The sequence below is a fragment of the Streptomyces sp. GQFP genome, from assembly GCF_021545335.1.
Taxonomy (GTDB): domain Bacteria; phylum Actinomycetota; class Actinomycetes; order Streptomycetales; family Streptomycetaceae; genus Streptomyces.
In genome coordinates this window covers 4,288,476-4,301,779 of sequence record NZ_CP089312.1, presented here as the reverse complement: position 1 = coordinate 4,301,779, position 13,304 = coordinate 4,288,476, and the positions used below count along the sequence as shown (strand labels likewise).

Here is a 13,304-nt window from a genome sequence, read left to right as displayed (position 1 = left end):
GCGAACGGCGACCGGCGAACAGCGAACATGGGTCACAGCGCCTGCCCGTGGCCGGCCAGGCCCATCCGCAGCGGTCGGAGCCGGCCTCGGTGAGCCGCCCGCGGACGTCGCGCTCCCGGCGGCCTGTCGGCTCCCGCCCGCGTGAGGCACGAAGCCGACGTCACTCCGGACGTGATCCCGCCGACGGCGGACCTCCGTCAGTGGACCTCCGTCAGCCGAAGGTGAGTACGGGCTTGACGGCCCGGCCCTCGCGCATCGCCGTGGCGGCCGCCTCGATGTCGGCGAAGGGGAACTCGGTGACGAGTCGCTCGACGGGCAGTCGGCCCTGCCGGTGGAGTTCGATCAGCCGTGGGATGAACTCGGCGGGATCGGAGTCCCCTTCGATCACCCCGTGCACGCTGATGCCCTTGAGGAGCAGCGGCATGATGTCGAGGGGCACCTGTGTGCCCATGCCGACCAGGGCGAGGCTGCCCCTGGGGCGCAGGGCGGCGACCGCCTGGTTGATCATCTCCGGGCGGCCGGTGGTGTCCACGACGTGATGCGCTCCGCCGCCGGTGAGGTCGCGGATCGCCGCCGCGATGTCCTCGGTCGCGGTCGGGTCCAGGGTGGCCTTGGCGCCGAGTTCCTCGGCGAGGGCGCGCCGGGAGGCCACGGGGTCGACGGCGATCACCGGGGTGCAGTCCGCGGCGACGGCGGCCATCAGCGCGCTGAGGCCCACGCCGCCGGCCCCGACCACCACGAGCGACGAGCCCTCCGCGGGGCGCAGTACGTTCAGCACCGCACCGGCGCCGGTCTGTACGCCGCAGCCCAGCGGGGCGGCGACGGCGGCCGGCAGATCCGCGGGGATCCTGACGGCGTTGCGCTCGTGCGCGATGGCGTACGTCGCGAAGCTGGACTGCCCGAAGAACCCCCCGAACACCGGCGCCCCCTCGCGGGAGAGCGGCGTCGTGCCGTCGGCGCGGCCGCCGGAGGAGTTCAGCAGCTGGAAGGCGGTGCAGTAGGCGGGGTGCCCGGTGGTGCAGGGCTCGCAGACGCCGCAGCTGTGAAAGCTCAGGCTGACGGTGTCGCCGGGGGTGAGGCCGGTCACCTCGTCGCCGACGGTCTCGACGACCCCGGTGCCCTCGTGGCCGAAGACCATGGGGGTGAGCTGCTCGGGCCACGCGGCGCGGGCGCTCAGGTCGGTGTGGCACAGTCCGGCGGCGGTGATCCGGACCAGGATCTCATCGGCCCGCGGGGCCTGGAGGTCGACGTCCCGGATGGCGAAGGAGCCGGCCGGTGACTCCGTGAGAGCCGCTTGAATACGCATGATTCAGTCCTCCTTGACCGAACGACAGCTCAGGCGCTTTCGAGGATGAAGTAGTACAGCGGGCCGCCCTCGGGGAAGCCGAAGACCTCTCCGGGCAGGTCCTTGCCGTTCATGACGCCCATGAGGGTGTTCTCGTCGACCCGCTTGAAGTGGTCGAAGACCGGCCGTCCGTCGTAGACCATCGTCGCGGTCACCTCACCGCGGAACTCGACCATCCACAGACTGGCCTCGCCCTTGCCGAGCTCGGTGTGGGAGTAGAGCTCGCCGTTCTCGCCGCGCATGACCAGGGGCTTGGCGTCCTTGACCGAGGCGAAGGTCTTGCCGTACCAGCCGGCCGCCTCCAGCTGACCGCACAGCGGGTGGCCGTTGTCGAACTCGCTGCCCTGCCACTCCCCGAGGATGTCCTCCGGTCGCACCGTCTCCAGCGCCGCCCAGATCTCGTCGAGCTCTTCCGAGGAGGCTTTCCCTCCGTTCGCGCGCAGCTCCGCGAAGCGTGTGCGTGCCTCGTTGATGTTCATGTTTTCTCCCTTTTGCGACCTTTGTGACTGTAAGTCCTCTTCACCATCCCCGCACTGACACTATAGACGATATTTGTCAGGATGAGTATCTCGGGAGAGCCCGCGCAGTACGAGGGTCGCGAGCTGGTGGACGTGCTCGACCCGCGTCTGCACCGACCGCGCTTCGATGCCGATGCCCTTGGCCCCGTAGAACAGGACGATCGCCGCGTCCTCGGTCGAGATGTCGGCCGGACCCTTCGCGTCGGAGTCCAGCACGGCGCGAAGTGCCGCCAGCGTCCGCTTCTCGAAGGCGGCCCACAGGTCGGCCGTGCGGGAGTACACCTCGTCGAGCAGTTCATGGAAGTGCTCGCCCGTGACGGGGTTGCCCGTGTAGAGATCGAGGACGGCGTCCAGGATCGCTCGCACCCGCTCCTCCGTGGGGGCGGTGGAGCACGCCGCGCCCTCGGCGTGCCGCGCCGTGCGGTCGAGGCTCCAGTCGACCGCCGCACGGAAGACCTCCTCCTTGTTGCGGAAGTACTGGTAGAGCGCGGGGCGTGACATGTCCGCCGCCTGGGCCAGCAGGTCCATCGACGTGCGTCGATAGCCGTAACGGGCGAAGCAGGCGACGACCGCCCCCAGGACGCGTTCGCGCCGGGTTTCATCGAGTACAGGCATGCTGACAACTCTAGCGAGAAATGTCAGTCACGCCCGCGGGCTGCCACGTCCTTGACGGGATCCGGGCGCGAATCTATTGTGCGACTTCTAGTCTCTATATTTAGTGGTCGAGTGACATCGCACCCTCGGGGGTTCGTCAGATGCACCCTTCAACAGCGCCCTCCGTCGACGTCCTGGATCCCGCCTTCGACCCCTGGGACCCCGCCCACCTCGCGGATCCCTACGCGGTGTACTCCGCCATGCGGGAGCAGGTGCCCGTGCACTTCAACACCGCCCGCGGCCTCTGGTTCCTCACCCGGTACGACGACGTGACGCCTGCCCTGAAGGACCATCGCCGGCTCTCCACGGCGCGGTTCCACATCGACAAGCCGCACATGAAGGAGCGGCCGGCCGACGGCAAGCGCTACCAGGCCTTCACCGGGCCGACGATGCTCACGACGGAGCCCGTCGAGCAGACCCGCCTGCGCCGGCCCGCCTCCCCCGCGTTCGCGGCTCGGGCACTCGAACAGCTGCGGGGGCCCGTCCAGCGGATCGCCGACGACCTGCTCGACCGGGCCGGAGCGGACTTCGACGTGCTCGCGGACTTCGCCTACCCGCTCCCGATCATGGCCATCGCCGAACTCCTGGGCATCCCCGCGGAGCACCGGGCACGGTTCCTCGCGCTGGCCACCTCCGAGAAGGGCAGCCCCGGCCACGACCCCGACGCCACCCAGGGCGCCCTGCGGCGCGCCGCCCAGCAGGGCGCGGGGCTGCGCGACCTGCTGGAGGACATCGTCGAGCACAAGCGGCGGCACCCGGGCGACGACCTCATCAGCCACCTGATCGTCGCCGAGGCCGGCGGCGGCCTGTCGCCGTCCGAGATGACGGACACGATCCACCTCATGATGGAGGCCGGCCACATCACCACGGTCAACCTCATCGGCAACGGCCTCGACGTCCTGCTCGACCTCGACGGCGGGATGGACCGGCTCCGCGACGAGCCGGAGCTCGCCGTGGCCGTCGTCGAGGAGTGCCTGCGGTTCGTGGGGCCCGTGCACTTCACCGGCCGCGCCGTCCTGGAGGACGTGGAGTTCGACGGCCGGCTCATCCCGCGCGGCGCGAACGTGATCCTGCTGCTCGCGGCCGCCAACCGCGACACCAGCCACCTGCCCGACGCCGAGGAGTTCGTCCTCGACCGCGCCCCCGCTCGCCACCTGGCACTCGGGGTCGGAGCCCATGTGTGCATCGGCGCCGCCCTGGCCCGTATGGAGGCCCAGGTCGCGTTCGCGACGCTCGCCCGCCGGCTTCCGGGGCTGCACCGCACGGGGCCCTCGTCCTGGGGCCCGAGTTTCGAGCTGCGCGGGCTGACGTCCCTGCCCGTCGGGGCCTGACACCCACCGTCACCACCCTGTTCCTGCCCCCATCACCGATCGGAATGCGATGCTCCGCTACGCGACGTACCTCGAGAAGCCGCATCACGAGCAGTTCAGCCTCGGTGCCGACCCCCGCGGCCTCAGCTCGGTGCTGCTGAGCTGCTGGTTCGTCGTCACCGACGCCCAGGGCACGACGTACAACATGATGCGCGGCATCCAGGCCGAGGACATGCGGAGCAGCCTCAACTTCGGCTCCTACCGGGGGACCGACGAGTTCGACCGCAACGCGCCCGCAGTCGTGCCTTTCCGCGAGCACCCGGTCGTGGAGCGGTTCCTCACCCGCTCCGGACCGGAGTCGATCACGTACGAGGGAAAGGGCTTCCGCCTCGAACTCGGCGACCGGACGGCCGACTGGACCGAGGCCGGCGGCCGGATCCGCATCACGACCGAGCTGCTCGGCGACGTGAGCAGCCTTTACGTGCCCGAGCAGGACCTCAGCCCGCACCCGTTCGTCTTCCGGAGCTACTTCGCCAAGGCGACGGGGACGATCGACGGCGAACCCGTCGAGGGCCTGTGGCAGATGGACACCATCTTCAGCCGGCCGGGCCTCAACCTGCGGGAGGCCGGGTGGGTCGACCACGTCTACCAGTACTGGCTGAACTGGCTGGTGGAGTACGAGGACGGGACGCTGGAGGGCGGGCACGTCTTCCGGGGGATGCCCGGCACCGACTTCACGCCGGCCCACCACTTCGTCGACGGTCGGAGCACCGTCCGGCACGACGCCACGATGACCTTCCACCGCACCGACCGCGGCTCGATCGACGCGATCACCCTCAGCCTCGGTGACGACCTCACCGTCGAGTTCGCCCAACGCGGCAGCTTCGACTGGCCGGCCCACACGTACGGCGAGGTCGCCTCGACCACCCGCGGCAAGACCGTGGCGCGGAGCTGGAACTACATGGAGACGTTCGCCGTCAACTGGGGCGACATCGAGGCGCTCGGGCTGGCCCACCAGAAGGTCCACGGACGGTTCCCGTCGCTCCAGAAGCTGCTGGAGGGCGCCGTCGTCCGCGACGAGCACATCGTCTGGCCGGGCTGAGCCGGGCCGGCCCACCTCCGACCCGATCGCGGTCGGGCCCCGACAGGAAGCAGGAAGCAGATGCAGATACGGAGCAGGTTCGACGGCAAGGTCGCCTTCATCACCGGTGCCGCCCGCGGACAGGGCCGTGCCCACGCCGTGCGGCTGGCCAGGGAGGGCGCCGACGTGATCGTCCTCGACGTCGCCGAGCAACTGCCGGGCGTCCCCTACGAGTCGGCGACCCCGGAGGACCTCGCCGAGACCGTGAAGCTCGTCGAGGGGGAGGGACGCCGTGCGGTCGGGATCCGCTGCGACGTCCGCGACCTCGATGCCATGGGGTCAGCCCTGGACGCCGCCGTCGCGGACCTCGGCGGCCTGGACGTCGTCGTCGCCAACGCGGCGATCTGCATACCCGCGACCTGGGACGAGACGACGCCGCAGCAGATGCGGGACACCCTGGACGTCAACGTCCTGGGCGTCTGGAACACCGTGATGGTCGGGGCGCCGCACCTGGTCGCGCGCGGCGGTGGCTCGATCGTGCTGATCAGCTCGTACGCCGGCAAGAAGGTACAGCCGTTCATGGTCGCCTACACCACCAGCAAGCACGCCGTCACCGGCATGACCCGGGCCTTCGCAGCCGAGCTCGGACGCCACCACATCCGGGTCAACAGCATCCATCCCGGCGCGGTCAACACCATGATGGGCTCGGGCGACATGCGGGCGACCCTGGCCCGCGTGGGCGAGACGAACCCGCCGCTGAACCAGATGGGCACCCCGTTCCTGCCCGCCGGCTCGGCCGAGTCCGACCAGATCGCCGACGCGATGGCCTTCCTCGCCTCGGAGGAGGCGTCCTACATCACCAGCGAGCACCTCAGCGTCGACGGTGGCGCCCAGTACTTCTGAGCTTGTTGTTCATACCTCTGAGCCCCACCCGGACGCCTCCCGGGTGGGGCTCAGAGGTACTGGGCGTCACCCGGACGCCTCCGGTCTCGTCAACGCCGGCCGTCGCGGCCGATGACGAGACCCAGGGCACGGTGGTCCCACGTGCCCTCGGTCAGGCCCCGCTCGCGCAGCAGGTGCTTCTGGATGCGGTTGACCTGGTTCTTCGGCAGCGTCTCGACGATCTCGACGTACCGCGGCACGGCGAAGTAGGGCAGGTTCTCGCGCATCCACGCGAACAGCTCCGCGGGATCGACCCGGGCGCCGGGCTCCAGGACCAGGCACGCCTTGATGTCGTCCTCGCCCATCTCGGATGCCACCCCGTGGACGCCGGCCTCGGCGATCTGAGGGTGGCGGGCGAGCCCGACCTCGAGCTCGATGCTGGAGACGTTCTCGCCGCGCACCCGCAGAGCGTCCTTCTTGCGGTCGACGAACCGGATCGCCCCGGACTCCCGCACCATCCCGAAGTCGCCGGTGTGGTACCACATGCCCTTGAAGGCCTCGACCGTTTCGGCCGGCCGCCCCCAGTAGCCGTCGAACATGGCGAACCGGTGCCGGGGCCGCAGGCAGATCTCGCCGACGGTGCCGTCGGGGACGCGATGGCCGTCGTCGTCGAGCAGCTCGACCTCCAGGTCGCGCAGCGGCTTGCCGTTGCTGTCACGGTCGCGTTCGCCGTACGGCGAGTTCAGCAACTGGAAGACACACTCGGTCTGGCCGTAGGACTCCGTCCAGGGGTCGACCCCGAACCGGTCGCGGAACGTCGGGTGCAACGAGGACGCGAGCGGTGAGACATTGAACAGCCGCAGACGGTGGGCGCGGTCGAACGGCCCCTCCGGCGTCGCGAGAAGCATCGCGCCCATCGCCCCCACCGCGTTGGCCACGGTCGCGCCGACCCGGGCGGCCGTCTCGAAGAACCCGCTCGCGCTGAAGACCGGGATCACCACGATCGGGATGCCCGCCATCAACGACGGCATGATCGAGATGAGTTGACCACCGCCGTGGAACAGCGGCAGCGGGGTCAGGAAGACGTCCTCCTCCGTCAGCCGCATCATCTCGGCCAGCGTCTGCCCGGCTCTGGTGTAGTAGCCGTGGGACAGCACGCAGCCCTTGGGCTGACCGGTGGTCCCCGACGTGTAGATGATCGCCATCGTGTCCTCGGGACCCACGTCGCTCCGGGGCGCAGTCCCGGCCGGCATCGCGTGGTACCGGACGACGGGCACGCCCGGTCGCGGGACTTCGGCGGCGCCACGGTCCTCGGGGGCGTCGAGCTCCTCCGGGTCCAGGAGCACGACGCGCTCCACGAACGGCAGCTCGGGCAGCAGCGGGCGAACAGCCTTCCAGCCGAGCGCGTCCGTGATCACCGTGGCGGCTCGGGAGTCCCGCAGCTGGTGGCTGAGGAACTCGCCCTTGAGGTAGGGGTTGAGGGGCACCTGGATCGCGCCCAGCCGGGCCACGCCGACGAACAGTTCGAGCAGCTCGTAGCGGTTCGGCGACAGGGTGGCGACGCGCTCGCCGGCCCGCACTCCCAGCTCGTGCAGCTGCCCGGCCAGCTCGGTGGCGCGTGCGTCGATCTCCGCGTAGTTGGGCGCCCAGTCGCCGAACCGCGCGAACACGCGGTCGGGTGTCTGCTTGACCAGCTCGTCGAGCCGGTCGAGTGCCGTCAGGTGGCGGATGCCTTGCCAGGACTTCATTGTCACGGCCTTCCATTGGTAGGGGTGGCGGGCATCGCGGTCGTGCCGCCTCAGACCCGGAGCGGGATCACGCGTCCAGCCAGGTGACGTCGAGCGGATCGCGTCCGGTGCGGAAGGAGTTCGCCGGGTGGGTGGTGTCCTCGTATCCGAACGACACACCGCACACGATCCGGCGGGTCTCGGGGATGTCGAAGAACTCGCGCACGAACGGCGCCGTCGAGGCGAGGGCCGCCTGCGGTGTGCAGGCCACGCCCAGGCTCGCCCCGGCCAGCAGGAAGGACTGCAGCCACAGTCCGCAGTCGAGGACCCCGTAGACACCGAGATCGGCTTCGGTGGTGAGGATCGCGACGTGCGGCGCACCGAAGAGCCGGAAGTTCTCGAGCGCCTGGGCCGCCGACGCCTGCCGGTCCTCGCGGCCGATGCCGAGCGCCTGGTACAGCGCGACACCGGCGTCCTTGCGCCGTCGGCGGTAGTCGCCGACGTAGCCGGCGGGAAACTCGAAGTCGGGCGCGGGCTTGTGGTCGCGCGCGTGGGCGTGCAGTGCGGCGCGGAAGCGCTCGGTGCCCGCCCCGCTCGTGACGGTCGCGTGCCATGGCTGCGTGTTGCACCACGAGGGCGTGAGCTGGGCCATCTCCAGCATCCGCACGATGGTCGCGTGCGGGACCTGGTCCTCGCGGAAGGCCCGGACCGAGTGACGGGCGTCGAGCAGGCCGACGAGCAGGCTCGCGGCCCGGTCCTCGGCGCTCACCGTCGTCCCGCCCAGTCGGCCAGCACGTCGTCGGCCTCCACGTCGAGCACCGCGCCGCGCAGCGGCAGCGGCCCCTCGCTGCCGAAGCGTGGCGCGGGGCTGGCGGAGATCTCCGCCTGGCCGGGCGCGAACGTCTGCCGGGCCACCAGGTGCGGGTGCTGTGCCGCCTCGGCGAAGTCGAGGACAGGCGTGACGCAGGCGTCGACGTCGGCGAAGACGCTCGCCCACTCGTCGCGGGTGCGGGTCATGAAGGTCTCCTCCAGGAGCGTGCGCAGCCGCGCCCAGTCGGCCCGGTCGAACTGGTCGCCGACCGCTGCCGGATCGAGGCCGAGCGTGGCCACCAGCTGGGCGAAGAACGCGGGCTCCAGGGCTCCGACCGCGACGAAACCGCCGTCGGAGCAGGCATAGGTGTCGTAGAAGGGTGCGCCGCCGTCGATCAGGTTGGCGCCGCGCTCGTCGGTCCAGGTGCCACTGCCGCGCATCGACAGCAGGGGCTGCTGGAGTGCGACGATCCCGTCGACCATGGCGACGTCGAGCACGACCGGATCCTGAGAGCCTGTGTCACATCCCCGGCCGGGCGCCCGCCGCCTGGCACGCACGCTCGCCGCGTTGCCGAACCGCCCACGTGACTCCGCCACGAGGGCGCTCCGGCGCCTTGCGATCGCACGCACCAGACGACGTGCGCTGATCCGGCCGGGGATGTGACACAGGCTCTGAGCCGGCCGCCGTCCGACCAGGGCGGCGAGGATCCCGGTCACCAGGAACATCGAGCCACCGCCGAAGTCACCGATCAGGTTGAGCGGGACGGGCGGCGGGGTTCCGGGCCGGCCCATCGCGTGCAGGGCGCCGGTCAGGGAGAGGTAGTTGAGGTCGTGGCCGGCCGCCCGGGCCAGCGGACCGCTCTGGCCCCACCCGGTCATCCGTGCGTAGACGAGTTCGGGGTTGACCTTGTGGCAGTCGTGAGGACCGATGCCCAGCCGTTCGGCCACGCCGGGCCGGAAGCCCTCCACCAGTACGTCGGCCCCGGCGACGAGATCGAGCACCAGGCGCCGCCCGGCCTCGGCCTTGAGGTCCGCCCGGACCTGTCGGCGCCCGCGCAGCGTCGCGTCCTGCACATCGCTGAAGGCGTGGGCCACGGTCGAGACCGGGCGTGCCACGCGGACCACGTCCGCGCCCAGGTCGGCGAGGACCATCATCGCGTGCGGGACCGGGCCCAGAGCGCCGAGCTCGACCACGCGCACCCCGTCGAGCGGGGCGCCCATCAGTACGACCTCGGCAGGTTCAGGGTGTGCTCGGAGATGAAGTTGAGGATCATCTCGCGCGACACCGGGGCGATGAGCTGCAGCCGGGCCAGGAACCAGTAGTTGGCGAGCTGGTACTCCCGCGCCACGCCGTTGCCGCCGTGCGTCTGGATCGCCCGGTCGAGGCAGAACACGCCGGCCTCCGCGGCGGCCAGCTTCGCGATGTTGCTGGCCTCGCCCGCGTCGAGCCCCGCGTCGTACAACGCGGCGGCTCGCTGCATGGCGAAGCGGGCGAGGTCGTACTTCACCTTGGCCTCGGCCAGCGGGTGCGCGATCGCCTGGTGGGCGCCGATCGGAGTCGACCAGACCTTGCGGTCCCGGGCGTACTTCGTGGCCTTGTCCAGGGCGTAGCGCGCGACGCCGAGCGAGACGGCGGCGGAGAGGATCCGCTCGGGGTTGAGTCCGTCGAACGCGACGCGCAGCCCCTTCCCCTCTTCGCCTACGCGGTTCTCGGCGGGCACCTCGACGTTGTCGAAGAAGAGCGTGAACTGCTTCTCCGGCTCCTCGAGCACGGTCTCGATCGGCTGACGGGTCAGGCCGGGGGCGTTCGGGTCCACCATCAGCAGGGTGAGCTCGCCGCGGCCGTTCGCCGACCTGCCGGTGCGGACGACGAGGCAGATCAGGTCGCACTCGTCGACACCGGAGATGTAGTACTTCTGGCCGTTGACGACGTACGTGTCGCCCTGCCGGACCGCGGTCGTCTCGAGGTTGTGCGAGTTGGAGCCGGCGTTCGGCTCGGTGAGGCCGAAGGAGAACTTCATCGACCCGTCCGCGATCCGGCGCAGCCACTTGTCCTTCTGCTCCTGCGTTCCGTGCCGGGACAGGATCGTGCCGATGATCCCCGGCGAGACGAGCAGGCCCAGGAGCGGCACACCGGCGGCCCCGGTCTCCTCAAGGACCGCCGTCAGCTCCTGGAGACCCATACCGCCGCCCCCGTACTCCTCGGGAAGGTGGACACCGAGGAAGCCGCCGTCCGCCAGCGCGCTCCACAGCTCGACCGGCGAGCGCTTCTCGCGGTTCGCCTTCTCGTAGTACGCCGGGCCGAACGCCGCCGTCAGCGAAAAGACGGTCTCGCGCAGCGCGCGCTCCTCTTCGGTCATGACCAGGCGCAGCACGGGCTCGGCCTGCTGGGTGACGCTCATGGGTTCTCCTCGGATGGAATTCCGGCGTCGGACCACGTCCTCCGCTTTTTGAACATTACCGTCTCACTATCCGCTGGACAAGCAGTTCAGCGGTCGCTCTCCCGCTCCCGGCCTCCTCCGCGGGCCAGCGGGCCGGCCCGCGCCCGTCCAGGGTTAATGTGATCCTGACGAGCCAGGTCGACAGCGCAGGAGACACCATGACGGGACCGAGCCGGGACACCGCGCCCATCCCAGCCGACGACGACGCGCCTGTGTCCAAGCGCCCGGTCGGCCGGCCGCGTCGCGAGATCGACCTGGAGCGGGTCGCCGACGTCGCCGCGCGGCTCTACGCCGAGAAGGGGTACGACGCCGTCTCGATCGAGTCGGTCGCCGAGGAGCTCGGGGTCTCCCGCGCCACGCTGTATCGCACGGTGCGGACGATGGACGACCTGCACACCCTCCTGTTCGAGCGCAGCACCCGCAACGTCGAGGTCGGCGCCCGGCGTCTGCTGCGCGAGCACAAGGATTCCCGCGAGGCCCTGATAGCTCTGATCGCCTACCAGGTCGACGCGTCGATCCGGATGCGTCAGTACGTCGGCGTCTACTTCGGATGGGGCCTCCCCGCCGAGACCTACGAGCGGTGGCGGCACTGGGCCGCGGGCTACGAGAGCCTGTGGGCCAAGACGGTCGCGCGCGCGGTCGAGGACGGCCATCTGCACGCGCAGGACCCGCTGGTCGCCACCCGGCTGATCCTCGGGATGGTGAACTGGGTGTCGCGGTGGTACCGCTCGAGCGGCACGGACACCGCCGACTCGATCGCCCTCGAGGTGATCCGCCTCGTGCTCCACGACGGTCCCGTACCCGAACAGATCCAGAACGTCGATCAGTACCTGAAGTCCATCCAGTGACCGTGGGGCGTCCACCCCATCATGAACGGGATCTCGATGCGGCACACCGGACCCTTGGTGATGTCGTGCGTGTCGAAGATGAGGTACTCGCCCCGGCGCTCCGCCCACCACGACACGGGGACGATGATGTAGCCGTCGCCCTCGGGCGACTGCGGGTGACGGGGTGCGAACGTGGCCTCGAGCACGGCCGCCGCCTCCGTGGTGCGGATCTGGTAGACCTGCTCGGCCATGGTCGCCATGTCGGTCATCACCAGGCTGTTCATCGACATGCCGTTGCGCTTGACGACGCCGCCGACCTGGAAGCCGAAGCTGTAGCCCTTGCCGTAGAACCGCTCGTCGACCTTGGGCAGTTCGGACGGCCGGTCCGAGAGCTGCTCGGTCTTGGCGGTGCCCGTGTCGAGGTCGATGGTCCAGCGGCCGAGGAAGGACCGTGAGACCGAGAAGAACAGCGCGACGTCCTCGCCCTCGGCGAAGTCCTGGGGGAAGGGGAACGGCGGCCGGTTGAAGATCGGCGCGTCGAGCGTCAGCAGGTTCCCCTCGACGTTCGCCGACATCGTGTGCATCACGTACTCGGCCGGAAGGCCGGTGTTGATCCACCGGATCTCGCCGTGCAGGTCATGGCGCGGGATGAGCCCGATCACGATCGGCAGCGACTCGTCCCACCCCCAGATGCCGAGCTTCTTCTCGGTGATCTGCTTCCTGTCCGCCGTGAACGGCTGGAACGGCATCACGATCCACTCGGGAGTCAGCCAGATGTCGTGGGCGACGGTGTTGTAGGGCGCGTCGTGCAGATCGCGCGAGTCGACGGTGCCGTCGGGGCGGACGATGTGGATCGTGACGTACGGCGCCGTGTCGCGCCAGTTCCAGCCGTAGAGCGTGCCGGTGTCGTGGTCCCACTTCGGGTGCGCGGTGAACGAGGCGTCGCCGAAGGCCGACTTCTCGTGGATCCCGGCCGAGAGCTTCGACGACCAGTTGACGACCCCCTTGGTCTCCAGCGTGATCGGGTCGATCGCGATCGGCGGGCCGCCCTGTTCGCCGGAGGCGAGCATCTCGCCGGCGAACGGGAAGATGTTGATGTTGTTGGTGCCCTGGGGCACGCCGCAGGTGAACTCGTCGCGCTTGACGTCGCCGTACCCGTGGTCGCGCCAGTCGCCGAAGCCGCCGTCGGTCCACTCGAACAGCCCCCGGCCGGCCCGCTCCTCCGCGAGGAACTTGGGAGTGCGGATCCACCGGTTGCGGAAGTCGGCGCGGCCGTTGTCCAGGACCAGGCCCTGGACCATCCCGTCCATGCTGATCAGCGGCGTGGTGCCCTGCTTGCTGGGCCGCCGCCACGTCGGACCGGTGCGGTAGAACCCGCCGGAGAGCTCCTTGGGGATCTCGCCGTGGGTGACGATGCACTCCTCGACGGTCGCCTCGAAGCGCATCGGCTGAAACGGTCCGCGCAGTGAATTGCCCTTCGGCAACGGGTAGCCCATGACTCCTCTTTTCGTTCGTGAGACCGCCGTCGACGACTCCGTCTCCTCGGCGTCGCGGCGACGCTCGCATCCGCACCATTCGACGGAAACGATCGTTCACCTGACCGTCAGAATGGACGCTACCACCACCTACTTCAGTGCAACCCTCCCCAGTGAAGATTTCCTGCACGATCGTTCTCGCGGGCGGGGAGTACGTGGGGGATCGACCTCGCC

General features: G+C 70.0%; 12 protein-coding genes. 4 read left to right on the top strand and 8 right to left on the bottom strand.

The window, feature by feature from the left end:
• Positions 1-211: 211 nt before the first annotated feature.
• Genes LUX31_RS19160 through LUX31_RS19150 form a run of 3 tightly spaced genes read right to left on the bottom strand, consistent with a single transcriptional unit; the run spans position 212 to position 2,478 of the window.
• Positions 212-1,309: an NAD(P)-dependent alcohol dehydrogenase gene (locus tag LUX31_RS19160; protein WP_443046060.1), complete on the bottom strand. Its 1,098-nt coding sequence runs from the start codon at positions 1,307-1,309 to the stop codon at positions 212-214.
• A 26-nt stretch (positions 1,310-1,335) separates the two neighbouring features.
• The gene (locus LUX31_RS19155; RefSeq protein ID WP_235476000.1) at positions 1,336-1,824 is read right to left on the bottom strand and encodes a DUF4334 domain-containing protein; all 489 of its coding nucleotides are present in this window, start codon (positions 1,822-1,824) and stop codon (positions 1,336-1,338) included.
• 60 nt (positions 1,825-1,884) lie between these two features.
• Positions 1,885-2,478, bottom strand: coding sequence for a TetR/AcrR family transcriptional regulator (locus LUX31_RS19150; RefSeq protein WP_235475999.1), 594 nt, complete (start codon positions 2,476-2,478; stop codon positions 1,885-1,887).
• A 140-nt stretch (positions 2,479-2,618) separates the two neighbouring features.
• Between LUX31_RS19150 and LUX31_RS19145 the strand changes: the two genes are divergently transcribed.
• The 3 genes from LUX31_RS19145 to LUX31_RS19135 are packed head-to-tail and all read left to right on the top strand — an operon-like array spanning position 2,619 to position 5,811.
• Positions 2,619-3,848 (top strand): cytochrome P450, encoded by a 1,230-nt coding sequence (locus LUX31_RS19145; protein WP_235475998.1) that lies wholly within the window; start codon positions 2,619-2,621, stop codon positions 3,846-3,848.
• Between the two features lie 49 nt (positions 3,849-3,897).
• Positions 3,898-4,929 carry a hypothetical protein gene (locus LUX31_RS19140; protein WP_235475997.1) on the top strand — a complete coding sequence of 344 codons (1,032 nt, stop codon included), beginning with the start codon at positions 3,898-3,900 and terminating at the stop codon, positions 4,927-4,929.
• A 60-nt stretch (positions 4,930-4,989) separates the two neighbouring features.
• Entirely contained in the window at positions 4,990-5,811 is an 822-nt protein-coding gene (locus tag LUX31_RS19135) for a mycofactocin-coupled SDR family oxidoreductase (protein WP_235475996.1), read from the top strand.
• A gap of 89 nt (positions 5,812-5,900) precedes the next feature.
• Here LUX31_RS19135 and LUX31_RS19130 read toward each other — a convergent pair whose 3' ends face one another.
• From LUX31_RS19130 to LUX31_RS19110, 4 genes are all read right to left on the bottom strand, one after another.
• On the bottom strand, positions 5,901-7,538 hold the full coding sequence (locus tag LUX31_RS19130) for an AMP-binding protein (RefSeq protein ID WP_235475995.1): 1,638 nt from the start codon (positions 7,536-7,538) through the stop codon (positions 5,901-5,903).
• Between the two features lie 67 nt (positions 7,539-7,605).
• Positions 7,606-8,286: a nitroreductase gene (locus tag LUX31_RS19125; RefSeq protein WP_235475994.1), complete on the bottom strand. Its 681-nt coding sequence runs from the start codon at positions 8,284-8,286 to the stop codon at positions 7,606-7,608.
• The gene (locus tag LUX31_RS37695) at positions 8,283-9,548 is read right to left on the bottom strand and encodes a CaiB/BaiF CoA transferase family protein (protein WP_328285672.1); all 1,266 of its coding nucleotides are present in this window, start codon (positions 9,546-9,548) and stop codon (positions 8,283-8,285) included. Before LUX31_RS37695 ends, LUX31_RS19125 begins: the two co-directional genes overlap by 4 nt.
• The gene (locus LUX31_RS19110) at positions 9,548-10,729 is read right to left on the bottom strand and encodes an acyl-CoA dehydrogenase family protein (protein ID WP_235475993.1); all 1,182 of its coding nucleotides are present in this window, start codon (positions 10,727-10,729) and stop codon (positions 9,548-9,550) included. The genes LUX31_RS37695 and LUX31_RS19110 overlap by 1 nt, the downstream gene beginning before the upstream one ends.
• A gap of 197 nt (positions 10,730-10,926) precedes the next feature.
• On the opposite strand from LUX31_RS19110, the gene LUX31_RS19105 reads away from it, so the two are divergent.
• On the top strand, positions 10,927-11,616 hold the full coding sequence (locus LUX31_RS19105; protein ID WP_235475992.1) for a TetR/AcrR family transcriptional regulator: 690 nt from the start codon (positions 10,927-10,929) through the stop codon (positions 11,614-11,616).
• Here the strand turns inward: LUX31_RS19105 and LUX31_RS19100 are convergent.
• Complete coding sequence (locus tag LUX31_RS19100; RefSeq protein ID WP_235475991.1) at positions 11,592-13,091, bottom strand: carotenoid oxygenase family protein; 1,500 nt, start codon at positions 13,089-13,091, stop codon at positions 11,592-11,594. The genes LUX31_RS19105 and LUX31_RS19100 overlap by 25 nt on opposite strands.
• Positions 13,092-13,304 lie beyond the last annotated feature (213 nt).

Bases quoted from the DNA above. Each gene is read 5' to 3' on its own strand.
- LUX31_RS19155 (WP_235476000.1), bottom strand. From the start codon at position 1,824: ATGAACATCAACGAGGCACGCACACGCTTCGCGGAGCTGCGCGCGAAC.
- LUX31_RS19150 (WP_235475999.1), bottom strand. From the start codon at position 2,478: ATGCCTGTACTCGATGAAACCCGGCGCGAACGCGTCCTGGGGGCGGTC.
- LUX31_RS19145 (WP_235475998.1), top strand. From the start codon at position 2,619: ATGCACCCTTCAACAGCGCCCTCCGTCGACGTCCTGGATCCCGCCTTC.
- LUX31_RS19140 (WP_235475997.1), top strand. From the start codon at position 3,898: ATGCTCCGCTACGCGACGTACCTCGAGAAGCCGCATCACGAGCAGTTC.
- LUX31_RS19135 (WP_235475996.1), top strand. From the start codon at position 4,990: ATGCAGATACGGAGCAGGTTCGACGGCAAGGTCGCCTTCATCACCGGT.
- LUX31_RS19130 (WP_235475995.1), bottom strand. From the start codon at position 7,538: ATGAAGTCCTGGCAAGGCATCCGCCACCTGACGGCACTCGACCGGCTC.
- LUX31_RS37695 (WP_328285672.1), bottom strand. From the start codon at position 9,548: ATGGGCGCCCCGCTCGACGGGGTGCGCGTGGTCGAGCTCGGCGCTCTG.
- LUX31_RS19110 (WP_235475993.1), bottom strand. From the start codon at position 10,729: ATGAGCGTCACCCAGCAGGCCGAGCCCGTGCTGCGCCTGGTCATGACC.
- LUX31_RS19105 (WP_235475992.1), top strand. From the start codon at position 10,927: ATGACGGGACCGAGCCGGGACACCGCGCCCATCCCAGCCGACGACGAC.
- LUX31_RS19100 (WP_235475991.1), bottom strand. From the start codon at position 13,091: ATGGGCTACCCGTTGCCGAAGGGCAATTCACTGCGCGGACCGTTTCAG.